Origin of the sequence: Aeromonas sp. 602200, from assembly GCF_049173895.1 — a bacterium.
Classification (GTDB): domain Bacteria; phylum Pseudomonadota; class Gammaproteobacteria; order Enterobacterales; family Aeromonadaceae; genus Aeromonas; species Aeromonas veronii_A.
In genome coordinates this window covers 65016-90746 of sequence record NZ_JAAKSL010000013.1, presented here as the reverse complement: position 1 = coordinate 90746, position 25731 = coordinate 65016, and the positions used below count along the sequence as shown (strand labels likewise).

The following is a 25731-nucleotide window of genomic DNA, read 5'->3' as shown; positions in this document are numbered from 1 at the left end:
CAGCCGAGGCTGGCAAACCAGCAAATTAAGCCTGGTTCTTAACTTCTTTCAGACCGCGGAAAGGAGCTTTGGCACCCAGAGCTTCTTCGATACGGATCAGCTGGTTGTACTTGGCAACACGGTCAGAACGGCTCATGGAACCGGTCTTGATCTGGCCAGCAGCGGTACCAACAGCCAGGTCGGCGATGGTCGCGTCTTCGGTCTCACCGGAGCGGTGGGAGATGACGGCAGTGTAGCCAGCGTCTTTGGCCATCTTGATGGCAGCCAGAGTTTCGGTCAGGGAACCGATCTGGTTGAACTTGATCAGGATGGAGTTGGCGATGCCGTTGTCGATACCGCGCTTCAGGATCTTGGTGTTGGTTACGAACAGGTCGTCACCAACGATCTGGATTTTCTTGCCCAGTTCAGCAGTCTGGTAGGCGAAACCTTCCCAGTCAGATTCGTCCAGGCCATCTTCGATGGAGACGATCGGGAACTTGGTGGTCAGGTCAGCCAGGAAGTCGGAGAAACCGTTGGAGGTGAAGACACGACCTTCGCCTTTCAGGTTGTACTCTTTCTTCTCTGCGTCGTAGAACTCGGAAGCAGCGCAGTCCATAGCCAGGGTGATGTCGGTGCCCAGTTTGTAACCGGCAGCGGCAACGGCTTCAGCGATAACTTCCAGCGCTTCGGCGTTGGATTTCAGGTTCGGAGCGAAACCACCTTCGTCACCAACTGCAGTGTTGTAGCCCTTGGACTTCAGCACTTTGGCCAGGTTGTGGAACACTTCTGCGCCCATGCGAACGGCTTCTTTCAGGGTCTTGGCGCCAACCGGCTGGATCATGAACTCCTGGATGTCGACGTTGTTGTCGGCGTGCTCACCACCGTTGATGATGTTCATCATCGGCAGCGGCATGGAGTAAACACCCGGGGTGCCGTTCAGCTCGGCGATGTGGGCGTACAGCGGCATGCCTTTGGCAGCAGCGGCAGCTTTGGCGTTAGCCAGGGAAACAGCCAGGATGGCGTTGGCGCCGAACTTGGATTTGTTCTCGGTACCGTCGAGGTCGATCATGATCTGGTCAACGGTGGCCTGGTCCTTGGCATCTTTACCCAGCAGAGCTTGAGCGATCGGGCCGTTTACGGCTTCGATGGCTTTCAGCACGCCTTTACCCAGGAAACGGCTCTTGTCGCCGTCACGCAGTTCCAGCGCTTCGCGGGAACCGGTGGACGCGCCAGACGGAGCGGCTGCCATACCAACAAAACCACCTTCCAGGTGAACTTCGGCCTCAACGGTCGGGTTACCACGGGAGTCGATGATTTCACGACCGATCACTTTAACGATCTTGGACATGTGTATTTCCTCAGGTTTCGTAAAAAAACAACAAAAATATGCCAAAAAAAGCGGCTGTGGCACAGTGCCCCAACCGCATTTATTTTCAATTACTTCAAATTACGCTTCTGATACTCGCCTGCCGCCTTCACAAAACCGGCGAACAGAGCGTGGCCATCACGAGGAGTAGAGGTGAACTCCGGGTGGAACTGCGCAGCCACGAACCAGGGGTGATCCGGGATCTCGATGATTTCCACCAACTTCTTGTCGGCGGAGAGACCGGTCACTTTCAGACCTGCCGCTTCAATCTGCGGCAGCAGCTTGTTGTTTACTTCGTAACGGTGACGGTGACGCTCGTAAATGGTCGGGCTGCCGTACATCTGACGCACTTTGGAATCTTCGACCAGGTGGCAGAGCTGGGAACCCAGACGCATGGTACCGCCCAGATCGGACTTCTCGGTACGGGTCTCGACGTTGCCCTCTTCATCCACCCACTCGGTGATGAGGCCGACGACCGGGTACGCGCAATCTTTCTTGAATTCGGAGGAGTGAGCCCCTTCCATGCCCGCTACGTTGCGAGCGAATTCGATCATGGCAACCTGCATGCCGAGGCAGATACCCAGGTAGGGGATCTTGTTCTCGCGGGCATACTGGGCAGCCAGGATTTTGCCTTCCACGCCGCGCTCACCGAAGCCACCCGGCACCAGGATTGCGTCCAGACCTTCCAGCAGCTCGGCGCCACGGGTCTCGATATCCTGAGAGTCGATGTACTTGATGTTGACGGAGTGACGGGTCTTGAGACCACCGTGCTTGAGCGCCTCGTTGACGGACTTGTAGGCGTCCGGCAGGGAGACGTACTTGCCGACCATACCGATGGTCACTTCACCGGTCGGGTTGGCCTCTTCGTAGATAACCTGTTCCCACTCGGACAAATCAGCTTCTTTGCACTCCAGACCGAAACGCTCGGTGAAGTAGGAGTCCAGATTCTGGGACTTGAGCAGTGCCGGGATCTTGTAGATGGAGTCGACGTCTTTCATGGAGATGACGGCGCGCTCCGGCACGTTGCAGAACAGTGCAATTTTGGCGCGCTCGTTGGCCGGAATGGCACGGTCAGAGCGGCAGATCAGCACATCCGGCTGGATACCGATGGAGAGCAGCTCTTTGACGGAGTGCTGGGTCGGCTTGGTCTTCACTTCACCGGCAGCAGCCAGGTAAGGAACCAGCGTCAGGTGCATGAACATGGCGTTGTTGCGGCCCACTTCGGCAGCCAGCTGACGAATGGCCTCGAGGAACGGCAGGGACTCGATGTCACCTACGGTACCGCCCACTTCGACGATGGCAACCTGATGGCCTTCGGCACCGGCAATCACCCGCTCTTTGATGGCGTTGGTGATGTGCGGGATAACCTGAATGGTGGCGCCCAGATAGTCACCACGACGCTCTTTACGCAGTACGTCGGCGTAGATACGGCCGGTGGTAAAGTTGTTGCGACGGGTCATCTTGGTGCGGATGAAACGCTCGTAGTGGCCCAAATCCAGATCGGTTTCGGCCCCGTCCTCGGTTACGAACACTTCACCATGCTGGGTCGGGCTCATGGTGCCCGGATCCACGTTGATGTACGGGTCCAGTTTCATGATGGTCACATCCAGACCACGGGCTTCCAGAATGGCTGCCAGAGAAGCTGCGGCAATGCCTTTGCCGAGGGATGAAACAACGCCACCAGTAACAAAAATATATTTGGTCGTCATGCTGAACCTGAAAGAAGTTTAGGGAATTTTAAGGGGTGCTTCGGGGATGAAGCAGGACGGGGAAACAGTATACCAAAAACCCCTCTCCCAAACAATGAGCAAAAATCTATCAGGCTCACCGCCCCCCCATCTTGCGCCAAATCAACTTTGCTCGGTTTCCTTCGCCTTATCCCAGGCGGCATCGAGCTTTTCGAGGGTGCAATCGGTCATTTTCAAGCCTTCTGCGGCGATTATCTGCTCAACCTGACGAAAACGACGTTCGAACTTGGCGTTGGCACCGCGCAGCACCTGCTCCGGATCCTTGCCCAGATGACGCACCAGATTGACGGTGGCAAACAGCAGGTCGCCGAGCTCGTCGCTCACCCGCGCCTCGTCCACATCGGCCATCAATGCCTCTTCCATTACCTCGTCGATCTCCTCGTGGATCTTGTCCACCACAGGCCCCAACGTCTTCCAGTCAAAACCGACGGTGGCGCAACGTTTCTGAATTTTGGCGGCGCGGGTCAGGGCTGGCAGCGAGAGCGGGATATCGTCCAGCACACTCTCTTTGTCGAGGGCCGCTCGTTCTTTGGCTTTTTCCGCCTCCCAGTTCGCTTTTACCGCCTGCTCGTTGGCAAGGTCTGCATCGGAAAAAACATGGGGATGACGGCGAATGAGTTTCTCGCTCACCGTATCGACGATATCGGCAAAGTCGAACAAGCCCCGCTCTTTACCCAGCTGGGCGTAAAACACCACCTGAAACAGCAAATCCCCCAGCTCCCCTTTCAGCCCCTGCCAATCTTCGGTCTCGATGGCATCGGCCACTTCGTAGGCCTCTTCCAGAGTGTGCGGCACTATGCTCTGGAAGTCCTGTTTAAGATCCCAGGGGCAGCCGTTTTGCGGATCGCGCAGGCGAGCCATGATATCGAGCAATTGAGAGAGGTCATAACGTTGGGACATGGGATATTCGCTTTCGATTCGTTCAAAAAGGGTCGTAAATGCAGACCGGCCACTGGGGCCGGTCGGTTCGATATCAAAGCCGCTTGGCGCTGATCACGTCGTTAAGCTGACTGAGCTTGGCCAACGCCCGGTTGAAGGCGTTGATGTTGTAAATCTCCAGCTCCATGTCGATCTCGGCAGTCTGCTCGCGCACGTTGGAGCGCGAGCGCACCCCCATCACATTGATCTTCTCGTTGGCCAGCACGGTAGTGATATCGCGCAGCAGGCCGGAGCGATCGTTGGAGATGATCCGGATGGTGAGGCCATAGCCGCCGGAGTAGTTCTCCCCCCACACCGCATCGATCAGCCGCTCAGGGTTGCGCCGTGACAACTCCTTGAGCTGCTCACAATCTTCCCGGTGGATCGAAACGCCGCGCCCCATGGTGATAAAGCCCTGAATGGAGTCCCCCGGAATGGGCTGGCAGCAGCGGGCGATATGGGTCATCAGGTTGCCGACCCCTTCCACCACGATATGGTCTTTGGGCTTGTGGCGCATCGGCGCATTGGCCTTCTGCTCCAGCTTCTCCAGCAGGCGGCGATCTTCCTCTTCCGCCGTCGGCTTGTTGTAACAGGTGTCGAGATAGTTGAGCACCTGGTTGATGCGGATATCGCCGCTGCCGATACCGGCCAGCAGATCGTCGGTGCTCTCCAGATTGAAGCGGCGCAGCATGTTGCCCTTGTCGATCTTGGACATGCTGAGGTTGTGGCGATCCAGCTCCTTCTCGAACAGCTCGCGACCGGCCACGATATTCTTGTCCCGATCCAGCTTTCTGAACCAGGTCGCCACCTTGGCCCGCGCCCGACTGGAGCGCAGGAAGCCGGCGTTGGGGTTCATCCAGTCGCGGCTCGGGTTAGGCTCTTTCTGGGTGATCACCTCCACCTGATCGCCGGTCTGCAGCGCGTAGGTAAAAGGCACGATGCGGCCATCAATCTTGGCGCCGATGCAGCGGTGACCGATCATGCTGTGGACGTGATAGGCAAAATCAAGCGGGGTAGCGCCAGCGGGCAGGTCGATCACATCCCCTTTCGGGGTGAAGACGTAGACTCTGTCCTCGAACACCTGACTGCGCAGATCTTCCAGCAGGGAGCCGCTCTCGGAGAGATCTTCCTGCCAGGCGAGCAGCTTGCGCAGCCACTCGATCTTGTCTTCGAAGGTGTTGGCCTTGCCGCCTGCCTGTGCCCCTTCCTTGTAGCGCCAGTGCGCCGCGACGCCGAGTTCGGCATCCTGATGCATCTGGTCAGTACGGATCTGGATCTCTACTGTCTTGCCCTCCGGCCCCACCACTACGGTGTGGATCGACTGATAGCCGTTGGGTTTGGGGTTGGCGACATAGTCGTCAAACTCGCGGGGAATGTGGTGGAACTGGGTGTGGACTATGCCGAGCGCCGCATAGCAATCCTGCAGCCGCTTGGTCACTACCCGCACCGCGCGCACGTCGAACAACTCGTTGAATTCGAGGTGCTTCTTCTGCATCTTGCGCCAGATGCTGTAGATGTGTTTCGGCCGACCGTACACCTCGGCGTCAACTCCCGCCTCTTTCAGGCCATTACGCAGGGATTGCACAAACTCGCGGATGTAGCGCTCGCGGTCAAGCCGCTTCTCGTCGAGCTGCTTGGCGATCTGCTTGTAGGTATCCGGGTGCAGGTAACGGAAGGCGAGATCTTCCAGCTCCCACTTGAGCTGGCCGATGCCCAGACGGTTGGCGAGCGGCGCATAGATGTTGGTGATCTCCTGGGCCATCAGCACCCGGGTCTCTTCATCTGCCGTCTTCGCTTCCCGCAGGCAGGCGATCCGCTCCGCCAGCTTGATCACCACGGCGCGCACATCCTCGACCATGGCAAGCAACATGCGACGCACGTTGTCGACCTGCTCCGGCGAGGTTTCGCTGCGATGGAGGGTCTGCAGGGAGCGGATGGCCTCCATCTCCAGCACCCCTTCCACCAGCTTGGCGATCTTGGAGCCGAAGTCCTCGTCCATCCGCTCCTGGCTGATGAGACCGGCTTCGACGAAGGGGTAGATGATGGCCGCTTTGAGGGTGCCGATATCCATGCTGAGCATCTGCAGGATGCCCACCATTTCGATACCGCGCACCAGCAGCTTGCTGGTCAGCGCCTCGTCACCGAGCGTCAGACAATACTGGTAGACGGTTCGCAGCTGATCCTTTTCACTGTCACTCAAGGAGAGCGAGCTGACCCACTCTTCCAGGGTGAAGTTGTCTTTCAAATGAATATCGCGAACCGCAACCATGGTATCAATCCTTTAAATTATCGGGCCGAAAGCTGTCACTTTCTCCCCTCATGAGATTGCCTCAAATGGGGATATCCAGCGCACTTTTCAAGGCATATTGTCCAGAAAGACAATAGAGCGCGCCAACAGGCCCTGCCGAACGACGAGGGTCTAGATTACCCCAATCACATCAGCTCAAACAGCCGCAGACACGCCAGATTACATATCCGCATCGCCGAACTGATGAGCAGGATTACTTCATATACACACCAGCTCAAACAGCCGCAGACATGCCAGATTACATATCCGCATCGCCGTACTGATGAGCAGGATTACTTCATATACACACCAGCTCAAACAGCCGCAGACATGCCGGATTACATATCCGCATCGCCCAGCTGATGAGTCATTTACTCCCGTTCAAACAGCGCCATGGACTCCAGATGACCGGTGTGAGGGAACATGTCGAGCATGCCGAGGCGCACCAGACGGTAACCCCCTTTCACCAGCACCTGACTGTCCCGCGCCAGGGTGACCGGGTTACAGGAGACGTAGACCACCCGCTTGGGTGAAAGTTTCACGACGTGTCCCATCACTTCCAGCGCGCCGGGACGAGCCGGATCCAGCAGCACCAGATCGAACCCTTCCCGCGCCCAGGACATGCCGACGATGTCATCGCTCAGGTCGGCCTTGTAGAAACGGGCATTGGTGATGCCGTTGCGACGGGCGTTCTCTTCGGCCCGCTGCACCATGGCCAGTTCACCTTCGACACCCACCACTTCGCGAGCCTGACGGGCCAGCGGCAGGGTGAAGTTGCCGATACCGCAGAAGAGATCGAGCACCTTGTCATCCTTGCTCGCCCCGAGCCATGTCAGCGCCTGCTCAACCATGCTCTGGTTGATGGGGCCGTTGACCTGAATGAAATCACCGGGGACAAATGCAAGAGACAGGCCATCCAGCGAGTAGGATGGGGAAAATTGTTGCTGCAGCGCTTCGATGCGATCATCGGCAGCCTGCAGATAGAGGTCGATCCCCTGCGCTTTTGCAAACTCCACCAGCAGGGCGCGATCCGCCTCATTGGGACGGCCGGTGTGACGCAGCAGCATCATGATCCCCTGCTCGGCCTGGATAAGCTCGGCATGGCCCAGCTCGCGCTGGCTCTTGAGGCGATTGAGGCACTCACGCAGCGGGGCAATCAGCGCAGAGAGCGGCTCGGCCAGTACCGGGCAACCGTCGATCTCCACCAGGTCGTTGCTGTTGCGGCGGCGGAAACCGACCCGGGTGCAGCGACCGTTCTTGTCAAATTTGATGGCCAGACGACAGACCCGGCGATAGGCACGATCTTCACCGGTCAGTACTGGCTCCAGCGCCGGCGCCTTGATGTTGCCCAACCGCTCGAACAGGCTGACCAGTCCGGCCGCCTTGGCGGCTTGCTGATCGGCAACCGACATGTGCTGGGCACTGCAACCGCCGCACTCGCGATAGTGGCTGCAGAAGGGGGCGATACGGTTGGCCGCCGGGGTCACCACCTGCTGCAAGGCGGCGTGACCATACTGCTTTTTCTCTTCGGTGATACGTGCCTTGACGGTCTCGCCGGGCAGCGCCCCTTCGACGAAGATCGCCTTGCCCTGATGGCGACCGATACCGACGCAGTGGTGATCGAGGGTGTCTATCGTAAATTCAATGCGTTGGAGCTGGGTGGACTTCTTTTGGGGCTTGAAAAACTGGGCCATAAAACTTGGTGCCTATAGGTGGCTATGTCATGATTGTGGAATCTGCTGCCGGGTATTGTCCCACAAGAATAATAGTATGACCAAATACGGCCACAGAGCCCGTGTATTGCCATCAACCCTATCGCCAACCCTGTTCACTGGTGGCCTGTTCGTATGACCAAATATGGCCTGAGAGCACGCGTTCTCGCCTTCACCATCCTGCCGACCCTGATCATCGGTGGCCTGATGGCCGGTTACTTCACCTTCCACCGCTACCAGCAGTTGGAAAACAACCTCATTGATCAGGGGATCAACATCATCGAACCGCTGGCGATCGCCAGTGAATACGGGATGACCCAGCACAGCCGAGAATCCCTCAAGCGGCTGATTGGCCTGACCCATCGCAAGAACTCCCCCTTCATCAAGTCCATTGCAGTCTTCACCCAGGACAACCAGTTGTTCGTCACCTCGAACTACCACCGGGATTTCACCCGACTCAGACTGCCCGATGGCGAGCCAATTCCGGATCTGACCAGCGTGACGTTTCAGGGAGACGACATCATTTTGCGCACCCCGATCCAGGCTGAAACCAGTCTGGATGGCTTCCCGCTGCCCAGCGATGTAGAGCCGCCGATGATCGGCTACATCTCGATGCAGATGGCGACCGATCGGGCCATGCTGCTGCAGTACCGCGACACCTTCTTTGCGGTGATCATGGTGCTCATCGGGGTCGCCTTCAGTACCCTGTTTGGTTTCCGTCTGGTCAAGAGCGTGACCCAGCCCATCACCAACATGGTGCAGGCGGTGCACAAGATCAGGGAGGGGCGGCTCGATACCCGGGTCAGCGGCCAGCTCACCGGCGAGCTGGATATGCTGAAAAACGGCATCAACGCCATGGCCAAGGCGCTCTCCGAATATCACGAAGAGATGCAGCAGAATATCGATCAGGCCACCTCTGACCTGCGCGAAACCCTGGAGCAGATCGAGATCCAGAACGTCGAACTCGACATGGCCAAGAAGCGGGCGCAAGAGGCCGCGCGGGTCAAGTCGGAGTTTCTGGCCAACATGTCCCACGAATTGCGTACCCCGCTCAACGGGGTCATCGGTTTTACCCGCCAGTTGCTGAAAACCAGCCTGACCCCGAGCCAGACCGACTACATGCAGACCATCGAGAAGTCGGCGCGCAACCTGCTTGGCATCATCAACGACATCCTCGACTTCTCGAAGCTGGAAGCGGGCAAGCTGCAGCTGGAACATATCCCGTTCAGCCTGCGCGACACCCTCAACGAGACCATGCACCTGCTCGGCCCCAGCGCCCACGACAAGCAGCTGGAGCTCTCCCTGCGGGTGGATGCCGATGTGCCGGATTACCTCACCGGCGACCCCATGCGTCTGCAACAGGTGCTGACCAACCTCACCGGCAACGCCATCAAGTTCACCGAACAGGGCAACGTGGATGTCCATATCGAGCAGACCGGCAGTGGCAACCACAAGGTGAGGCTCAACGTCCAGATCCGCGATACCGGCATCGGCATCTCCCAAGAGCAGCAACATCAGCTTTTCCAGGCCTTCAATCAGGCCGACTCCTCCATCTCCCGCCGTTATGGCGGCACGGGTTTGGGCCTCGTCATCACCCAGAAACTGGTGCAGCAGATGGGCGGCCAGATCCGCTTTGAATCGGAGCTCGGCAAGGGCTCCATCTTCTCGTTCAGTCTGGATGTGGAGGTCTCCCCCCTGCCCCAGACCGATCAACTGCCGCTGGATCGGATCCGTGGCAAACGGCTCTGGCTGCTGGAACCGGATCCCTTCGCGCAAGCCTCCCTGCTCGCTCTGCTGGCGGAGTGGCACCTCGACGTGCACCCACTGACCAGCGATGATCCCTGGCCCGAGATGAGCGAGCAGGAGATGGTGATCATCGGCAGCAGCCCCCTGCATACGCCGCAGCAGGTGCTCGGCCGTCTCGACAGACTGAACGGCCAGCAGCAGAACACCATAGTGCTGCTCAGCAGCCACGAGCCGGCGCTCTATGAAGCGATGCTGGCTCATGGCGCCCAGCACTGTCTCTCCAAACCGGTCAACCACCGCAAGCTGCTGCACGCCCTGCTCTCGCCGGAATCGAGCCGCCAGAAGCTGCCTGCGCAACCTGCGCCGCGCCAGTTGCAGCCAATCAAGGTGCTGGCGGTGGATGACAACGCCGCCAACCTCAAGCTGATCGCCGCCATGCTCAAGGAGATGGTGAGTCAGGTGGTGGTGTGCAAAAACGGCAAGGAGGCGGTCAAACAGGCCCAGAGCCAGCCGTTCGACATCATCTTCATGGATATCCAGATGCCGATCATGGATGGCATCAGCGCCACCCAGGCGATCCGCAACCAGTCCCTCAACACCACCACCCCGATCGTGGCGGTGACCGCCCACGCCATCCCCGGCGAACGGGAGCGGCTGATCCGGCAGGGGATGGACGACTATCTGGCCAAGCCCATCGACGAGAGCATGCTGGCCCAGCTCATCACCGACTTTGCCCATCGTCGCCACCAGAATGATGGTGCCCAGCAGATCGACTGGGCACTGGCTGTGCGGCAGGCGGCGGGGAAAGAGGATCTCGCCAGAGAGATGCTGACCATGCTGCTGGCCAGTTTTGACGAGGTCGAGCCGGTGCTGGATAGCGCGCTGGCTGGCGAAATTGAAGATAGCGAAGTGCTGGCCCAGCTCCATCGCCTCAACGGCGGCTGTGCCTATTCCGGGGTGCCGGGGCTGCAACGGCTGCTCTCCCAGCTGGAGCAACAGCTACGCGACGGCGTGCCGGTCAGCGAGCTGGAACCCGAGTTGCTGGAGCTGCAAGATGCGCTGGAACTGGTGCGCCAGGAGGCGCCCCGCTATCTCGGCAAAGCTTGATGAGCTTGACCTGAACTGTATCGGCCCCCGCTTTTTCTGACGCGAGGGCCGCCAGATGGTAAAGTTGCGCCGTTTACACAGGAGTCAGCATGACCAACAACGATATTCTGCGCCGTCTGCGCTACGCCCTCACCATCAGCAACGACCAGATGGTCGAGATGTTTGCCAAGGGCAACCTGACGGTCACTCACGCCCAGCTGCACAGCTGGTTGATGAAAGAGGCGGCGGAAGGTGAAGAGCAAGAGGCAGGCTATGTCGCCTGTCCCGACTCGGCCCTGAGCCAGTTCCTCGACGGTTTCATCATCGCCCGCCGCGGCGTGCGCGAAGATGCACCGGCCCAGGTGATCCCGAACCGGATCAACAACAACATGATCCTGCGCAAGCTGCGCATCGGTCTCAACTTCAAGGAAGAGGATATGCTCGGCACCCTCAAGCTCGCCGACTTCAACCTCTCCAAGTCCGAGCTCAGTGCCCTGTTCCGCTCCAAGGATCACAAGCACTATCAGGATTGCGGGGATCAGATCCTGCGCAACTTCCTGATCGGTCTCACGGCCAAATACCGCGGCTAACCAGCCGCGCGACTGACCAGACCGGGCCTTCGACATGTGCCAGCGACTCACTCCTCCCACGTTCAGCAGCCTGGCTGTGGCAGGGGGATTGCGCTGGCGCTGTCTTCTTCCCCTCTTCTTTCTGCCACTGGTTCTGCTGCTGAGCGCCTGCACACCGTCCGAGTACCAGCTATCTACCCGCTATCAGAGTGCCAACCAGAACGAGCGGATCGCCTTTCTGATCCTCCACTACACCGATGAAGATGATGCCAATTCCCTGCGCCTCTTGACCGAGCCGGAGCACAAGGTAAGCGCCCACTACCTGATCCCCCGCGACAGCCACAAAACACCGCTCACCGTCTATCAGCTGGTGCCAGACAGCGCGCGCGCCTGGCATGCCGGACGCAGCCGTTGGCACCAATATGCCGGGCTCAATGCCAGCTCCCTTGGCATCGAGATCGTCAACCTCGGCTATCCAGCGGAAGATGAGCCGCTGGCCCCCGATGCCCGGCGCTGGCAACCCTATACCCCGCAGCAGATTGCTGCCGTCGGCGCCCTCAGCCGGGAGCTGGTCGCCCGCTACCAGATTCCACCGACCCAGGTGCTGGGCCACAGCGATGTCGCCCCCGAGCGCAAGCAGGATCCCGGTCCCCACTTCCCCTGGCGCCAGCTCTATCTGACGTACGGAGTCGGCGCCTGGCCAGATGAAGGTCGGGTGGCCGAGTTACTGGCCAGCCCCTTGCCCGATTGGGATGCAGCCATGTGGCAACAGCAACTGGCCCGCTATGGCTATGGCCTGCCCCAGACTGGCCAGTGGGATGAGCAGAGCCGCGCCGTCATGGGCGCCTTTCAGCTCCACTTTCGCGCCAGCAAGGTCGATAGCAAACCGGACCGCGAGTGTCAGGCCATCCTGATGGCGCTGCTCGAAAAATACTTCCCCTAATCCTCATCCATTGCCCCCGTCGCTGCGTACTGTTTGATAGCCGTTAGCTATCAAACAGTTAGGCACAAGCAATTGTCCCTGCATTTTGCAAGGCGTTATTCTGACTGCGTTCCGCAAGAGAATTTCAAACCGATTTCCAAATCTGGAGGTGAATGATGAAAAGCCCGATTGGTCTTGATACTGCTCAATCACAAGCCCTGGCAGCCGAGTTGAACAAATTGCTGGCCAGCTACCAGATCCTCTACATGAACGTGCGCGGCTTCCACTGGAATATCCGTGGCAACCAGTTCTTCGAACTGCACCTGAAATTTGAAGAGATTTACAACGACCTGCTGTTGAAAGTCGATGCACTGGCCGAGCGGATCCTGACCCTGGACGGGGTGCCCATGCACAGCTTCAGCGACTATCTGAAAGTCTCTGCCATCCCCGAGCAAAAAGGGCTGCACGATGGCCGCGCCTGTGTCGAATCCCTGCTGGATAGCTTCCGTGAACTGCTGGTTGCCCAGCGCCGTATTCTGGGCCAAGCCGCCGAAGCCGGTGATGAGGGCACGGCCTCCATCCTCTCCGACTATGTGCAGCAGCAGGAAAAACTGGTCTGGATGCTGCGCGCTTATCTGGCCTGATAGTGAACCAAGCCGACTACAGCGTATGTATGCCGGCTTGAGTAAGTACCGGGCCGAAAGCTCCTGACCAGACCACGGCCCAATCCATCTGATTGTTATGTTCTGTTGCAAACCTGAGTTGTCTCTCCTTTTATCCACCCGCTTGCCGCCCTGTTTGGGCGGCTTTTTTGTTTTTGATCTGCATCAAGGGAAACTTAATTGGCAAATTGAATACCTATTAAGTTTTTCGCGAGAGGAATAGAATCGCCACAAAACAAACAACTGAAATGTCCAATTAGGAGAGGCATGATGTTTTGTGTGCAATGTGAACAGACAATTCGTACCCCGGCTGGCAACGGCTGTGCCTACGCACAAGGTATGTGCGGCAAGACGGCGGAAACCTCGGATCTGCAGGATGTGCTGATCTATACCCTGCAGGGGCTCAGCGCCTGGGCGCTGGCTGCCCGCGAGCAGGGCATCATCGACCGCGAGATCGATGCCTTCGTGCCCAAAGCCTTCTTCGCTACCCTCACCAACGTCAACTTCGACTCGAATCGCATCGTGGCCTACATCAATCAGGCCCTCGCCTATCGCCAGCAGCTGGCCGATCGTCTGACCGCCATGGCGGTGCAGGTGAACGATTTGCCACAGTCCGCTTATTTCGAGCCCGGTGCCGAGCTGCTGGAACAACTTGCCCATGCCGCGCCAGCCGCCCCCAATCGGGGCAAGAACGAAGTGAACGAAGACATCATGGGGCTGCGTCTGCTCTGCCTCTACGGCCTCAAGGGCGCCGCCGCCTACATGGAGCACGCCCGGGTGCTGGATCAGCAGAGTGATGAGGTGGCCGCCGAATTCCACCGCATCATGAGCTGGCTCAGCACAGACCCGAGCGAAATGGGTCGGCTGTTCAGCTGTGCCATGGAGATCGGTCAGCTCAACTTCAAAATCATGGAGATGCTGGATCTCGGTGAAACCAGCGCCTTCGGCCATCCGGAACCCACCCAGGTACGCGTAACACCCATCTCCGGCAAGTGCATTCTGGTCTCCGGCCACGACATGATGGATCTCAAACTCATTCTGGAGCAGACCAAGGGGACCGGCATCCATGTCTACACCCATGGTGAGATGCTGCCTGCGCTAGCCTATCCCTTCTTCAAGCAGTACCCCCATCTGGTGGGCAACTACGGATCCGCCTGGCAGAACCAGCAGAAAGAGTTTGCCAACTTCCCGGGCGCCGTGGTGATGACCTCCAACTGCATCATCGACCCGAATGTGGGCAACTACTCGGATCGCATCTTCACCCGATCCATCGTCGGCTGGCCGGGCGTAACCCATCTGGAGGGGGATGATTTCTCCGCCGTGATCGCCAAGGCGCAAGCGCTGGAAGGCTTCAAGCACACCGAGCTCGAGCACTTCATCACCATCGGCTTTGCCCGCAACGCCCTGATGCAGGCCGCCCCCGCGGTGATTGAGAAGGTCAAAGCCGGAGAGATCAGCCACTTCTTCCTGGTGGGTGGCTGTGACGGCGACAAGGCCGAGCGCGCCTACTTCACCGAGTTTGCCAAGGCGGCGCCGCGTGACAGCCTGCTGCTCACCCTGGGCTGCGGCAAGTACAAGTTCAACAAGCTCGATTTTGGCGATATCGGCGGCATTCCGCGCCTACTGGACGTGGGCCAGTGCAACGATGCCTACTCAGCCATCCAGCTGGCGCTGGCGCTCTCCGAAGCGTTCGAGTGCGGGGTCAACGATCTGCCGCTAACGCTGGTGCTCTCCTGGTTCGAGCAGAAAGCCATCGTCATTCTGCTCACCCTGCTCTCCCTCGGGGTGAAAGACATTCGTACCGGCCCGACCGCTCCTGCCTTCCTTACCCCGGCCCTGCTCAAGGTGCTGGAGGAGCAATTCGGACTGAAAGGAACCACCACGGCCGAGGCTGACTTGGCCGAGATCCTGGCGGCCTGATCGGCACCTCATGTTGTAAGCGTTTGGCGAGCCGCCCGGCTCGCCTTTTTTCTGGATCCGGCTTTTTCATCAGACGTTTTTCAAACCGTTTCACACCTAAGGAGCCTTGTGATGACCTCTCTCACGCTCATCTGCATTGACCGCCAGCAGAATACCCACGACGTAGTGAGCTGGCAGCTGGCGCCGTTTTCCGGCAACCTCCCTCCCGTGCTGGCAGGCCAGTGCATCACCCTGCACACCGAGATTGACGGCCAGCCGGAGTGCCGCGCCTATACCCTCTCCTCCAGCCCGCAGGATGCATGCTGGCAAGTGACTATCAAGGATGTGGGACGGGTCTCTCGCCATCTACACCAGACCTTGCAAGTGGGAGACAAAATCCGGGTGGATGGCCCGTTCGGCGATTTCAACCTGACCGCCTTGCCTTGCGAACGGCCACTGCTGCTCAGTGCCGGTTCCGGCATTACCCCCATGTGGGCCATGTTGCGGGACGAGCTCGCCAAACGGCCGGATGCCGATATCCGCTTTATTCACAGCGCCCGCTCGCCAGCAGATGTGATCTTCGCAGATGAGTTGGCAGCCTTGGCCAAGGCCCATGCAGGTATTCGCCATGCCCTGATACTGGAAGAGGCGCCAACGGCTCATCCCTGGGTGGGCCGACTCACCCCCGCCATGCTAGCCGAACTGGCCCCAGATCTGCGCGAACGCCATGTGTATCTCTGTGGCCCGGCCCCCTATATGGCGGCGGTCAGGACCATGCTGACGGAGCTGGGATTGCCGCCGGAGCAGCTGCATCAGGAGTCCTTTGGTCTTCCCTCCGCAGAGCCCGCCACCACCAGCGACCACTTCTGGCTGACCCTGAAAAAGAGCGGCAAAAAGGTGAAGATCCTGCCGGGTCAGACCCTGCTGGCGGCGCTGGAAGCGGCGGGCGAAACCATGATGGCTGCTTGTCGCGCTGGCGTATGTGGCAGCTGTCGTTGCACCACCACAGGTGACATCGAGCGCCAGAGCGTGATGACCCTGAGTGCGCAGGATCTGGAGAGCGGCGTTGCTCTGGCCTGCTCCTGCACCGCGAAAGGGGATATCAGTCTCGATTATTGAGGCGTGGTGCAGGCTTTTGTCAGGTGCGGTGAAGGCGTCATCAGTATCCCAAGCTTTTCCCAAGTAGACTGGGGCGCTAGACTCTGCCCCAGTTTCACCAGAACACGGGATAAAAAATGACAATACTGGTCACAGGGGGCGCTGGCTATATCGGCTCCCACACCCTGGTTGAGCTGCTGGGCGCGGGGCAGCAGGTCGTGGTACTCGACAACCTATCCAACTCCTCACCGGAGTCACTCAAGCGGGTCGAGCAGATCACCGGCAAACCGGTCACCTTCGTCGAAGGGGATGTGCTGGACAGAGCCTGCCTGCAGCAGCTGTTCGCCAACCACCAGATCGAATCGGTCATCCACTTCGCCGGCCTCAAGGCGGTCGGGGAGTCGAGCCAGATCCCGCTAACCTACTACCAGAACAACATCAGCGGCACTCTGGTGCTGTGCGAAGAGATGGCCAAGGCTGGCGTTTTCCGCTTGGTATTCAGCTCCTCGGCCACTGTCTATGGCGATCCCGCCTCGGTACCGCTGCGGGAAGATTTCCCCACCAGCGCCACCAACCCCTATGGTCGCTCCAAGCTGATGGTGGAGGAGATCCTCCGTGATCTCGCCAAATCCGATCCCCGCTGGGCTATCGTACTGCTGCGTTACTTCAACCCGGTCGGCGCCCATGAGAGCGGCCTGATTGGTGAAGATCCCAACGGCATCCCCAACAACCTGCTGCCCTATATCAGCCAGGTGGGTGTCGGCAAGCTCAAGGAGCTGGGAGTATTTGGCAACGACTACCCGACCCCGGATGGCACCGGCGTGCGCGACTACATCCATGTGGTGGATCTCGCCATCGGCCACCTGAAAGCACTGGCGCGCATCAAGAGCGACACCGGCGTCTTCACCTACAACCTGGGCACAGGTCAGGGCTACTCGGTACTGGAGATGGTCAAGGCGTTTGAAGCAGCCAGCGGCCGACCCATTCCCTACCAGATCAAACCCCGTCGCCCGGGCGACATCGCCGAGTGCTGGGCAGAGCCGACGCTGGCCCGTGCCGAGCTGGGCTGGCAGGCAGAGCGCGGTCTGGAGCAGATGATGGTCGATACCTGGCGCTGGCAAAGCAACAACCCGAACGGCTATCAAGGCTGAGCTCTCGCGGGTGGATAACAAAACGCCCCGACATTTTCATGTCGGGGCGTTTTATTTTGCGACGTTCCATCAGTGGGTCTGACTGCGCAGCAGCGGCACACGGGCCAATCGGGGAGCAATGCGGTCTATCAGCCGATCCGCCAGCGGAGTCAGCAGTAACCAGGGCAGGCAGAGTGTCGCCAGCCCCAGCGCGCCGACGTAGACATCGGTAAACCAGTGGGCGCCAGCCAGAATGCGCGGCGCGGAAAAGATCGGCACCATCAGCAATGCGGTGACTCCCGCCCAGCGCGGCAGATAGCGCAGGGCAAAACCGGCGAAGATCATCAGGAACAGGGCGTGATCCCCCGGGAAGCTGTCACCGGAAGAGTCCTTGGTCGGAATAGCGCTGATCTGGGTCACTCGCAGCGCATCAGCCACCATCAGGGTCGGGCTGGGTCGCTCCACCGGCAATCGGTGACCAAGCTGGTTGATCACCAGTGCACTCAGCAGCATCACTATGCCCATCGCTACCAGTTGGCGACGACCCGCCAGATCCCGTGCAAAGAAGCAGCGGGCCAGGATCAGCCCCATACAGGCCAGCACCGCCAGATCGAACAGCCGGTTGTTGGTGATGGCCACCAGATCGGCCCACAGAGCCGACTGGCCGAGCCAGCCGTTAACGGTGTGAAAAATCGTGAGGTCCCACTGATCCCAGGGACCATGAGCGGGCAGCGCAGCCCAACTGATGGCCACCAGGCCACCGACCAGATAGCAAAGCAGGAACTTGCCCATGGGGACTCTCCTTTGGAAAAGGGCGATATCGTAAAACTGTAGAGTGCGTCACAAAACCGAAGAATTGTAAGAAAGTGCGACACAATATCAAGTCTCAAATAAAGCCTTCCAGCCCATTCCAATCTCGCATATCCCAACAGCGCCAAGATTTCTGCCTCCGGTGCTGCATCTGTGGGCCTCTCACCATGAGTGCGGCTTGTGCCACCACCGCAACACCCCCTAGAATGCGCACTTCCCTTTACTGCGAAAGGAAGCGGTATGCATATTCACATTCTCGGGATCTGCGGCACCTTTATGGGTGGTCTGGCGGTGTTGGCAAAACAGCTTGGTTACCGGGTGACCGGTTCGGATGCCAACGTCTATCCCCCCATGAGTACCCAGCTCGAGCAACAGGGCATTGAACTGACCGAAGGCTATGACCCCTCCCAACTCGATCCGGCGCCGGATCTGGTGGTGATCGGCAACGCCATGAGCCGCGGCAACCCCTGTGTTGAATATGTGCTGGACCGCAATCTGCCCTACATCTCCGGCCCCCAGTGGCTGCTGGAGCACGTGCTGCAAGATCGCTGGGTGCTGGCCGTAGCCGGCACCCACGGCAAGACCACCACCGCCAGCATGCTGGCCTGGGTGCTGGAGTACGCCAAACTGGAACCCGGTTTCCTTATTGGCGGCGTGCCGGGCAACTTCCCGGTCTCCGCCCGTCTCGGCTCCGCCCCCTTCTTCGTCATCGAAGCAGACGAGTATGACTGCGCCTTCTTCGACAAACGCTCCAAGTTCGTCCACTACCATCCGCGCACCCTGGTGATGAACAATCTGGAGTTCGACCACGCGGATATCTTCCCGGATCTCGCCGCGATCCAGCGCCAGTTCCACCACCTGATGCGCACCGTGCCGAGCAACGGCCGGGTGCTGTTCCCGCAAGCCGATGACAACCTCACCGCCGTGCGCAAGATGGGCTGCTGGAGCGAGGTAGAGCTGGTTGGTCAGGACGACGCCAAGTGGAAGGCGGTCAAGCTGGCCGATGACGGCTCCGCCTTCGAGGTGTGGCTGGATGGCACAAAACAGGGCGAGGTGCACTGGGAGTGCATTGGCGAACACAACGTCAACAACGGTCTGATGGCCATCGCTGCCGCCCGCCACGCTGGCGTGATGGTGGAGCATGGCATCGCCGCCCTCTGCCAGTTCAAATCTCCCAAGCGGCGGATGGAGCTCAAGGGTGAGGTAGCGGGCATCAGCGTCTATGACGACTTTGCCCACCACCCCACCGCCATCGAGACCACCCTCGGCGGCCTGCGCGCCAAGGTAGGAGAAGCCCGTATTCTGGCGGTGCTGGAGCCACGCTCCAACACCATGAAGCTGGGGGTTCACAAGGAGGAGCTGGCTGGCTGCTTCGATGGCGCCGACGAGGTGTTCTTCTTCCAACCCCCCAACATCGGCTGGGATCTCGGCGAGGTGACGGCCCATATGACCCGACCCGCCAAGGTATTCAACGATCTGGAGACCCTGATCAACCGGCTGGTGGCCGAGAGCCGCGATGGCGACCATATTCTGATCATGAGCAACGGCGGCTTCGGTGGCATTCATGACAAGCTGATCGCCCGCCTCAAGGATTACCACGGCGAACTATGAACAAAGCGATCACCCTGGCGCTGACCGGTGCCTCCGGCGCCCCCTACGCCCTTCGCCTGCTCCAGTGTCTGGTGCAGGCGGACTATCGGGTCTATCTGCTCGCCTCATCGGCAGCTCGTGTGGTACTCAAGACCGAGCAGCAGCAGGATTGGCCCGGCTCGCCGAAAGAGCTCTCTGCCTATCTTTGTCGCCAATATGGCGCCAAGGAGGGGCAGATTGTCGCCTGCGGCAAGGAGGAGTGGTTCTCGCCGGTGGCCTCCGGTTCGGCCGCCCCCAAACAGATGGTGGTCTGCCCCTGCTCCATGGGCACCGTCTCGGCCATTGCCAACGGCACCTCGGACAACCTGCTGGAGCGGGCAGCGGATGTGGTGATCAAGGAGCGCGGCCAGCTGATCCTGGTGCCCCGCGAAACCCCCTTCTCGGCGATCCATCTGGAAAACATGCTGAAACTGGCGCGGCTCGGCGTGACCATCATGCCTGCCGCCCCCGGTTTCTATCATGAGCCGAAAAGCATCGCCGATCTGGTGGACTTTATGGTCGCCCGCATCCTCGATCATCTAGGTGTCGAGCATGAGTTGACCAACCGCTGGGGCTATGGCCACCATTGAGCTGACCGCCACATTCGGCCATAAAAAAACGGCGCCACTCAATGAGTGACGCCGTTTTTCGTTAAGCCGTGTTAGCGAGCCTGAATTGGCGCCGTCACGTACTTGAACAGGAAATCAGTCACCTCTTGGCGCGCCGGGCGCTGAGGTTGATTGATCATCTGCATCATCACATAGCCAAAACCGGTCAAAGAGCGGGCCAGATCCTGTGCTGACAGCACGCTGGTGATCTCCCCTGCATCCATGGCGGTTTGCAGCTCGCTGGCGATCAGCTCAAGGCAGTGATCGAGCAGCCGGGTATAGCGGGGCCATACCTCTTCCCGAACCGATGAGCTCCACTCCAGCCAGATACCGGCATAATCTGGTTGATCGTAGGCAGCATCGACAGATAGGCGTACATGACGCTGGATCTTGTCGAAAATGGAGCCCTGGTCACCGTATGCCTGCGACAGCATCTGGTTCACAAAGCGTTCGATCTCGGCCAGCACCTCATCTACCAACTCCTCGCGGGTGTTGAAATAGTTGAAGACGGTAGCCACAGAGACCTTGGCCTGTTCGGCTATCTCGGCGTGACCTGCACGGCCAATGCCGCGACGGGAGAACACCTCGATGGCACATTCCATCAATTGGGAGCGACGAGCTTCCGGCGACAGCCGGGTACGACGTCTTATTTCTGCGCGTGGTTCCATAGTTTTTATCATCTAATAGTTATTGATTATGGTGTTTATAGTATTTTAACTAATCATGCCTGAGTGCCTGCTAACTCTATCAATTAAAATAAGCCGATAAAAGCACCACGTATCTCTAGCACCCTTCGACATGAGTGGTAGAATCATCGGTTTTGATATTCATGAACGGCCAAATCCCCTTTGGCCTTATGGGAGTAAGTGATGAAACACACCGTCGAGGTGATGATCTCCGAGGCTGAAGTAGCCACCCGGATCGCCAAATTGGGTGAAGAGATCACCGCCCGCTATCAGGGTTCTGACGAAGTCGTGATGATTGCGCTGCTGCGCGGTTCCTGCATCTTCCTGGCCGACCTCTGCCGCCAGTGCCAGCTGCCCATCACCCTGGACTTCATGACCGCCTCCAGCTACGGCTCCGGCATGCACAGCACCCGTGACGTCCGCATCCTCAAAGACCTGGACGACGACATCAAGGGCAAGGATGTGGTGATCGTGGAAGACATCATCGACACCGGTTACACCCTCAACAAGGTGCGCGAGATCCTCTCCCTGCGCGAGCCAAAATCCCTGGCCATCTGCACCCTGCTGGACAAACCCTCCCGCCGCGAAGTGCAGGTGCCGGTCGACTGGATTGGCTTCGCCATTCCGGACGAATTCGTGGTCGGCTGCGGCATCGACTACGCCCAGAAGTACCGCAACCTGCCGTTTATCGGCAAAGTGGTACCCCAGGAGTAAGCCAGGTTCAGGAATATCACGGGTGAAGCGGCCTTGCGCCCTTTACTCTGTGCAGGCGGCCTTGGCCGCCTTTTCTGTATCGAGCCGGATTCAACCATCACAGAGGTTGCAATGAACGCACTGGAAATCAGCGGCCTGAAAAAGACCTATCAGGGGGGCGTCGAAGCCCTTAAAGGCATCGATCTTACCGTCAGGCAGGGGGATTTCTTCGCCCTGCTCGGCCCGAACGGCGCGGGCAAGTCCACCACCATCGGCGTCATCAGCTCGCTGGTGAACAAGAGCGCCGGGAAGGTGAAGGTGTTTGGCTACGACATCGACAGCGATCTCGAACAGGCCAAGGCCCAGCTCGGACTGGTGCCGCAGGAGTTCAACTTCAGCCAGTTCGAGAAGGTGATCCAGATTGTCACCCATCAGGCCGGTTTCTACGGCGTGCCCAAGGCGGAAGCCAAGATCCGCGCCGAGAAGTACCTGCGCCAGCTCGATCTGTGGGAGAAGCGCGACATGCCTGCCCGCACCCTCTCAGGCGGCATGAAGCGCCGTCTGATGATCGCCCGCGCCCTGATGCACGAACCCAAACTGCTGATCCTCGATGAACCGACCGCCGGGGTCGATATCGAGATTCGCCGCTCCATGTGGACCTTCCTCAAGGATCTCAACGAGCAGGGTGTCACCATCATCCTCACTACCCACTATCTGGAAGAGGCGGAGATGCTCTGCCGCAACATTGGCATCATCGACAAGGGTCGTCTGATCGAGAACACCAGCATGAAAAACCTGCTGGGCAAGCTGGGTCGCGAGACCTTCCTGCTCGACCTTGCGCCAGGTTCTGCCGTACCCGAGGTACCAGAGTTCAACGGCCGCATGCCGGATGAACGCACCCTGGAAGTGGATCTCGACAAGAGCCAGTCACTCAACAGCCTGTTCGAGCAGTTGTCGAACCAGCAGGTGCAGGTCCTGAGCATGCGAAACAAAGCCAACCGGCTGGAAGAGCTGTTCGTCAATCTGGTCGAAGAGGGGAGAAAAGCATGAATCTGGCCATCTACTACATCGCCTTCAAGAGCATTCTGGCCAAGGAGGTGAGCCGCTTTACCCGGATCTGGATCCAGACCCTGGTGCCACCGGCCATCACCATGAGCCTCTACTTCGTCATCTTCGGCAACCTGATCGGTTCGCGCATCGGTGACATGGGCGGTTTCACCTACATGGAGTTCATCGTGCCCGGCCTCATCATGATGTCGGTGATCACCAACTCCTACTCCAACGTTGCCTCCTCCTTCTTCAGCGCCAAGTTCCAGCGCAATATCGAGGAGATGCTGGTAGCACCGGTGCCCAACTACGTCATCATCGCCGGTTACGTGGGCGGTGGCGTGGCGCGCGGCCTCTGCGTCGGCCTTATCGTCACCCTGGTGTCGCTCTTCTTCGTGCCGCTGCAGATCCACCATCTGTTCAGCGTCTGCGTGACCGTGCTGCTGACCGCCATCCTCTTCTCGCTGGGTGGCCTTATCAACGCGGTGTTTGCCAAGACCTTCGACGACATCAGCATCATCCCCACCTTCGTGCTGACGCCGCTCACCTATCTGGGCGGGGTGTTCTACTCCATCAGCCTGCTGCCCCCCTTCTGGCAGGGCGTCTCCCAGGTGAACCCCATCATCTACATGGTGAACGCGTTCCGTTACGGCTTCCTCGGCATCTCCGACGTGCCGCTCGGCACCGCCTACCTCATCATCATCGGCTTTATCGTGGCCCTCTACGGTATCGCCTGGTGGCTCATCTCCCGCGGCACCGGCCTGCGCCACTGATGACCAGAACGGGCACCTCGCGGTGCCCGTTTTCATTGTCCGGCCCACCTCGGGATGACTTAGACCCGGATAGCGTGATCCTTTAGCAGCCGGGCGGTGAGCTCAAGCTTTTCGTTGCGCTCGGCGGCCCGCTCGGGAACCGTGACGCCACCCTGCTCATCGACCCGCTCCTGACCGAAGGCATCGTCGATAGCCTGCGCCATGGCGGTGCGACCAGCCGCGAGATCGGGATCGATCAGGCTCTCCTGCATCCGGATCCGGTTCTCGCTGGCCGCCAGCTGCAGTTCATCCAACTGGGTGGCGAGAGTGACAATCCGGTTATCGACCCGCTGGGCCAGTTCGAAGAGACGGTTTTCATTCCCTGCCGCCATCGCCAGTCCATCTAGTTGCTCCCCTTTGCGCTGATCAAAGTTGCTTACCGCACGAGCGGCCAGCTCCAGTGCATACGCCTTGGTTGCCATGGCGTTGACTCCGCCCTCCCAACCGACATCGGCCCCCCCCAGTGTCACGCCAAGGGTAGTATGAAACTTGGCTCCCTGTGGCCCGAAAGCCGCAGTGGCACCGGCCGATGCACCGACACCCAGATTGGCGGAGGCGCGTACCTTGGCCGAAAGGCTATAGGCATCCGCATACTGACTCTTGAGCAGATTGAGCTGGGCACTCCCCTCAGCTTTCATACCAGCAAAGGCCGAGGCGTTGGCCGTCACGCTGACCACTGGCCCATTTGGGGTCATGATAGCCGCAGCACCGGCCTCCAGCTTGGCATTGGCGACCACCTCGGCAGAGCCTGCCAGCTTGGCGTTAAGCAGGTTGCCGATAGTCCAGCTCCCCTCCACCGACAGCCCCAGCCTGCTCACCAGCTCGGCACTGGCCCCGATGCGCAGCAGACTAAGGTCATGGGGCCCCGGTGTGTAACGCGATCCGTCGGTATCATTGACGATCTTGTTCACCGGATTGAACACCAATGAGCCCTCCGCCTTGCCAATCACCAGCTCGGCCTTGGCACTCGCCTTGTTCTCCTGGGTCAGAGCCACCTTGCCGGCAAACTCTCCTACCGGCGTGTCACGACGCCCCTCCCACTTGCCAATTTCGATCTTGGCGAAAGCCTCCACCAGCGCACTGGCACTGACCAGTCCGAGCCCGCCAAAGGCCTTGTGGCTCACGGGCTCACCCGGTTTCAGCTCCTTGCTGGCCGCAGAGAGAGGGCTCTTGAGCTCGGCCCGTACACCACTCTGATAGTGCTTGCCTGATGCGGCCTCTCCCTGCCAGAGCGCCTTCTCCTGCGCCTCGCGCTCAAGCCAGGGCTCATCCAGTCCATCCACCAGCGCGGTCAGCAGCTCGGTCCTGAGCAGGCCAATCTCCCCCTGCTTGCTCACCTGCTGCTGAATGCTGAGATCCAGAACCTCCTTGAGGTGGCCGAGCTCCAGCAACTGACTGTGGGTCAACAGGATATCGCGACCATTCTCCTCGGCAGTGGCTTGCGGCTTGAGCTCACCCAGTGCGGGCAGAGCCTGACGCAAGGTCCCGCAAAACAGCTGCCACTCGTGGCTTGCTGCGACCTCTTCACGGGTCGGCGCCCGCTCCAGCCGTCGCGCCATCATCCCCTCACTCACCCCGAACATCAGGTCTAGTCCCCCTTGCAGCTCCTGCTTGAACAGGTCGTTGGCCCCCTCCTGTTGCAGGCGAGCCAACTCGCTGCACCACTGGCGGATCTGCTGGTTACTCTCGATAGGCTGATTGACCCTCCCCTGCTCGTTGCAGACCCACGCCAGCTGAAATGAGGGAGGCTTGCCACCCTGTGCCAACGCCTGACGGCGGACAGCGATGTCATCGACCAGTTTTTGCAACACGGGATCCTGCTGACGGGAGCGGTTCTTGCCCGAGTCGATCCAGAACTGCAGCGCCTGTTCGATCTTCGCCAACCCGGCAAGTGAAGGCGTTGACTGGGCCTGATAGTGCCGCACGGCCTGCTTGACCGCCTTAAGTTCCGGGCTCTGCCGATGGCCAATACCACGGCGGATCGCCCTATCGAACTCACGGCTACCGGCATCCAGCAGCCGTAATCTGGCGTTGCCAAGGCGGGCAGTAGCTGATGGTGTGGCATCAGGAGTTGTCTGCTGATGACGGCTTACATCGATATCCGGGGAGGCAATTTTCATGACAAGAAACCTGCGTTGATGAGAGAGAGGATCCTCAGCGTACGCCCCCCCCCCCTTGTCACCCTGTCAGCGATGGTCCCGCTTTTTTAGGATTCGGACTGACCCGTAAAAGATGTCTGTCAGCTCACAATTTCGGCACAACCACTCGCCCCGCCGACCAAAAACGCTAAAAAAATGACGACAAGTGATAAGCAGCCACCGATC

At 59.4% G+C, this 25731-nt stretch carries 20 protein-coding genes; 12 read left to right on the top strand and 8 right to left on the bottom strand.

Annotated features, from left to right (window positions below):
- Positions 1 to 25 precede the first annotated feature (25 nt).
- The 5 genes from eno to rlmD all read right to left on the bottom strand — a co-directional run bounded on the left by eno (position 26) and on the right by rlmD (position 7992).
- The gene (eno, locus tag G5221_RS15380) at positions 26 to 1327 is read right to left on the bottom strand and encodes a phosphopyruvate hydratase (RefSeq protein WP_005335583.1); all 1302 of its coding nucleotides are present in this window, start codon (positions 1325 to 1327) and stop codon (positions 26 to 28) included.
- Between the two features lie 89 nt (positions 1328 to 1416).
- On the bottom strand, positions 1417 to 3054 hold the full coding sequence (pyrG, locus tag G5221_RS15375) for a glutamine hydrolyzing CTP synthase (RefSeq protein WP_005335584.1): 1638 nt from the start codon (positions 3052 to 3054) through the stop codon (positions 1417 to 1419).
- 141 nt (positions 3055 to 3195) lie between these two features.
- Positions 3196 to 3993: a nucleoside triphosphate pyrophosphohydrolase gene (mazG, locus tag G5221_RS15370; protein ID WP_139401179.1), complete on the bottom strand. Its 798-nt coding sequence runs from the start codon at positions 3991 to 3993 to the stop codon at positions 3196 to 3198.
- 73 nt (positions 3994 to 4066) lie between these two features.
- Complete coding sequence (gene relA / locus G5221_RS15365; protein ID WP_005335588.1) at positions 4067 to 6280, bottom strand: GTP diphosphokinase; 2214 nt, start codon at positions 6278 to 6280, stop codon at positions 4067 to 4069.
- 389 nt (positions 6281 to 6669) lie between these two features.
- Complete coding sequence (rlmD, locus tag G5221_RS15360; protein ID WP_421263536.1) at positions 6670 to 7992, bottom strand: 23S rRNA (uracil(1939)-C(5))-methyltransferase RlmD; 1323 nt, start codon at positions 7990 to 7992, stop codon at positions 6670 to 6672.
- 153 nt (positions 7993 to 8145) lie between these two features.
- On the opposite strand from rlmD, the gene barA reads away from it, so the two are divergent.
- From barA to galE, 7 genes are all read left to right on the top strand, one after another.
- Positions 8146 to 10863, top strand: a complete 2718-nt coding sequence (gene barA / locus G5221_RS15355; RefSeq protein WP_421263535.1) for a two-component sensor histidine kinase BarA — start codon at positions 8146 to 8148, stop codon at positions 10861 to 10863.
- A gap of 89 nt (positions 10864 to 10952) precedes the next feature.
- Positions 10953 to 11432, top strand: coding sequence for a DUF1456 family protein (locus G5221_RS15350; protein ID WP_005335594.1), 480 nt, complete (start codon positions 10953 to 10955; stop codon positions 11430 to 11432).
- A 34-nt stretch (positions 11433 to 11466) separates the two neighbouring features.
- Positions 11467 to 12354, top strand: a complete 888-nt coding sequence (locus G5221_RS15345) for an N-acetylmuramoyl-L-alanine amidase (protein ID WP_421263534.1) — start codon at positions 11467 to 11469, stop codon at positions 12352 to 12354.
- Positions 12355 to 12509: 155 nt separating this feature from the next.
- Positions 12510 to 12977, top strand: coding sequence for a Dps family protein (locus tag G5221_RS15340; RefSeq protein WP_005362843.1), 468 nt, complete (start codon positions 12510 to 12512; stop codon positions 12975 to 12977).
- Positions 12978 to 13265: 288 nt separating this feature from the next.
- Complete coding sequence (hcp, locus tag G5221_RS15335) at positions 13266 to 14915, top strand: hydroxylamine reductase (RefSeq protein ID WP_227343098.1); 1650 nt, start codon at positions 13266 to 13268, stop codon at positions 14913 to 14915.
- Positions 14916 to 15026: 111 nt separating this feature from the next.
- Complete coding sequence (locus G5221_RS15330; protein ID WP_227341375.1) at positions 15027 to 16013, top strand: hybrid-cluster NAD(P)-dependent oxidoreductase; 987 nt, start codon at positions 15027 to 15029, stop codon at positions 16011 to 16013.
- Positions 16014 to 16129: 116 nt separating this feature from the next.
- Positions 16130 to 17143 carry a UDP-glucose 4-epimerase GalE gene (galE, locus tag G5221_RS15325; RefSeq protein WP_005335608.1) on the top strand — a complete coding sequence of 338 codons (1014 nt, stop codon included), beginning with the start codon at positions 16130 to 16132 and terminating at the stop codon, positions 17141 to 17143.
- A 69-nt stretch (positions 17144 to 17212) separates the two neighbouring features.
- Here galE and G5221_RS15320 read toward each other — a convergent pair whose 3' ends face one another.
- Positions 17213 to 17914 (bottom strand): phosphatase PAP2 family protein, encoded by a 702-nt coding sequence (locus tag G5221_RS15320; protein ID WP_421263533.1) that lies wholly within the window; start codon positions 17912 to 17914, stop codon positions 17213 to 17215.
- A 258-nt stretch (positions 17915 to 18172) separates the two neighbouring features.
- Here G5221_RS15320 and mpl point away from each other — a divergent pair, with 258 nt between their 5' ends.
- Both mpl and G5221_RS15310 read left to right on the top strand, forming a co-directional pair.
- Complete coding sequence (gene mpl / locus G5221_RS15315) at positions 18173 to 19543, top strand: UDP-N-acetylmuramate:L-alanyl-gamma-D-glutamyl-meso-diaminopimelate ligase (RefSeq protein ID WP_139401195.1); 1371 nt, start codon at positions 18173 to 18175, stop codon at positions 19541 to 19543.
- Positions 19540 to 20151 (top strand): flavin prenyltransferase UbiX, encoded by a 612-nt coding sequence (locus G5221_RS15310; protein WP_337075132.1) that lies wholly within the window; start codon positions 19540 to 19542, stop codon positions 20149 to 20151. The genes mpl and G5221_RS15310 overlap by 4 nt, the downstream gene beginning before the upstream one ends.
- A gap of 71 nt (positions 20152 to 20222) precedes the next feature.
- Here the strand turns inward: G5221_RS15310 and G5221_RS15305 are convergent, their stop codons facing one another.
- The gene (locus G5221_RS15305) at positions 20223 to 20837 is read right to left on the bottom strand and encodes a TetR/AcrR family transcriptional regulator (RefSeq protein ID WP_042079938.1); all 615 of its coding nucleotides are present in this window, start codon (positions 20835 to 20837) and stop codon (positions 20223 to 20225) included.
- 201 nt (positions 20838 to 21038) lie between these two features.
- Between G5221_RS15305 and hpt the strand changes: the two genes are divergently transcribed.
- From hpt to G5221_RS15290, 3 genes are all read left to right on the top strand, one after another.
- Positions 21039 to 21569, top strand: coding sequence for a hypoxanthine phosphoribosyltransferase (hpt, locus tag G5221_RS15300; protein WP_042010962.1), 531 nt, complete (start codon positions 21039 to 21041; stop codon positions 21567 to 21569).
- Between the two features lie 111 nt (positions 21570 to 21680).
- A complete protein-coding gene (locus G5221_RS15295; RefSeq protein WP_227341377.1) occupies positions 21681 to 22598 on the top strand; it encodes an ABC transporter ATP-binding protein in 918 nt (305 codons plus the stop codon).
- Positions 22595 to 23368: an ABC transporter permease gene (locus G5221_RS15290; RefSeq protein ID WP_005362866.1), complete on the top strand. Its 774-nt coding sequence runs from the start codon at positions 22595 to 22597 to the stop codon at positions 23366 to 23368. Before G5221_RS15295 ends, G5221_RS15290 begins: the two co-directional genes overlap by 4 nt.
- A 59-nt stretch (positions 23369 to 23427) precedes the next feature.
- Here G5221_RS15290 and G5221_RS15285 read toward each other — a convergent pair whose 3' ends face one another.
- Positions 23428 to 25527 (bottom strand): hypothetical protein, encoded by a 2100-nt coding sequence (locus tag G5221_RS15285; protein WP_421263532.1) that lies wholly within the window; start codon positions 25525 to 25527, stop codon positions 23428 to 23430.
- Positions 25528 to 25731 lie beyond the last annotated feature (204 nt).

Bases quoted from the DNA above. Each gene is read 5' to 3' on its own strand.
- eno (WP_005335583.1), bottom strand. From the start codon at position 1,327: ATGTCCAAGATCGTTAAAGTGATCGGTCGTGAAATCATCGACTCCCGT.
- pyrG (WP_005335584.1), bottom strand. From the start codon at position 3,054: ATGACGACCAAATATATTTTTGTTACTGGTGGCGTTGTTTCATCCCTC.
- mazG (WP_139401179.1), bottom strand. From the start codon at position 3,993: ATGTCCCAACGTTATGACCTCTCTCAATTGCTCGATATCATGGCTCGC.
- relA (WP_005335588.1), bottom strand. From the start codon at position 6,280: ATGGTTGCGGTTCGCGATATTCATTTGAAAGACAACTTCACCCTGGAA.
- rlmD (WP_421263536.1), bottom strand. From the start codon at position 7,992: ATGGCCCAGTTTTTCAAGCCCCAAAAGAAGTCCACCCAGCTCCAACGC.
- barA (WP_421263535.1), top strand. From the start codon at position 8,146: ATGACCAAATATGGCCTGAGAGCACGCGTTCTCGCCTTCACCATCCTG.
- G5221_RS15350 (WP_005335594.1), top strand. From the start codon at position 10,953: ATGACCAACAACGATATTCTGCGCCGTCTGCGCTACGCCCTCACCATC.
- G5221_RS15345 (WP_421263534.1), top strand. From the start codon at position 11,467: ATGTGCCAGCGACTCACTCCTCCCACGTTCAGCAGCCTGGCTGTGGCA.
- G5221_RS15340 (WP_005362843.1), top strand. From the start codon at position 12,510: ATGAAAAGCCCGATTGGTCTTGATACTGCTCAATCACAAGCCCTGGCA.
- hcp (WP_227343098.1), top strand. From the start codon at position 13,266: ATGTTTTGTGTGCAATGTGAACAGACAATTCGTACCCCGGCTGGCAAC.
- G5221_RS15330 (WP_227341375.1), top strand. From the start codon at position 15,027: ATGACCTCTCTCACGCTCATCTGCATTGACCGCCAGCAGAATACCCAC.
- galE (WP_005335608.1), top strand. From the start codon at position 16,130: ATGACAATACTGGTCACAGGGGGCGCTGGCTATATCGGCTCCCACACC.
- G5221_RS15320 (WP_421263533.1), bottom strand. From the start codon at position 17,914: ATGGGCAAGTTCCTGCTTTGCTATCTGGTCGGTGGCCTGGTGGCCATC.
- mpl (WP_139401195.1), top strand. From the start codon at position 18,173: ATGCATATTCACATTCTCGGGATCTGCGGCACCTTTATGGGTGGTCTG.
- G5221_RS15310 (WP_337075132.1), top strand. From the start codon at position 19,540: ATGAACAAAGCGATCACCCTGGCGCTGACCGGTGCCTCCGGCGCCCCC.
- G5221_RS15305 (WP_042079938.1), bottom strand. From the start codon at position 20,837: ATGGAACCACGCGCAGAAATAAGACGTCGTACCCGGCTGTCGCCGGAA.
- hpt (WP_042010962.1), top strand. From the start codon at position 21,039: ATGAAACACACCGTCGAGGTGATGATCTCCGAGGCTGAAGTAGCCACC.
- G5221_RS15295 (WP_227341377.1), top strand. From the start codon at position 21,681: ATGAACGCACTGGAAATCAGCGGCCTGAAAAAGACCTATCAGGGGGGC.
- G5221_RS15290 (WP_005362866.1), top strand. From the start codon at position 22,595: ATGAATCTGGCCATCTACTACATCGCCTTCAAGAGCATTCTGGCCAAG.
- G5221_RS15285 (WP_421263532.1), bottom strand. From the start codon at position 25,527: ATGAAAATTGCCTCCCCGGATATCGATGTAAGCCGTCATCAGCAGACA.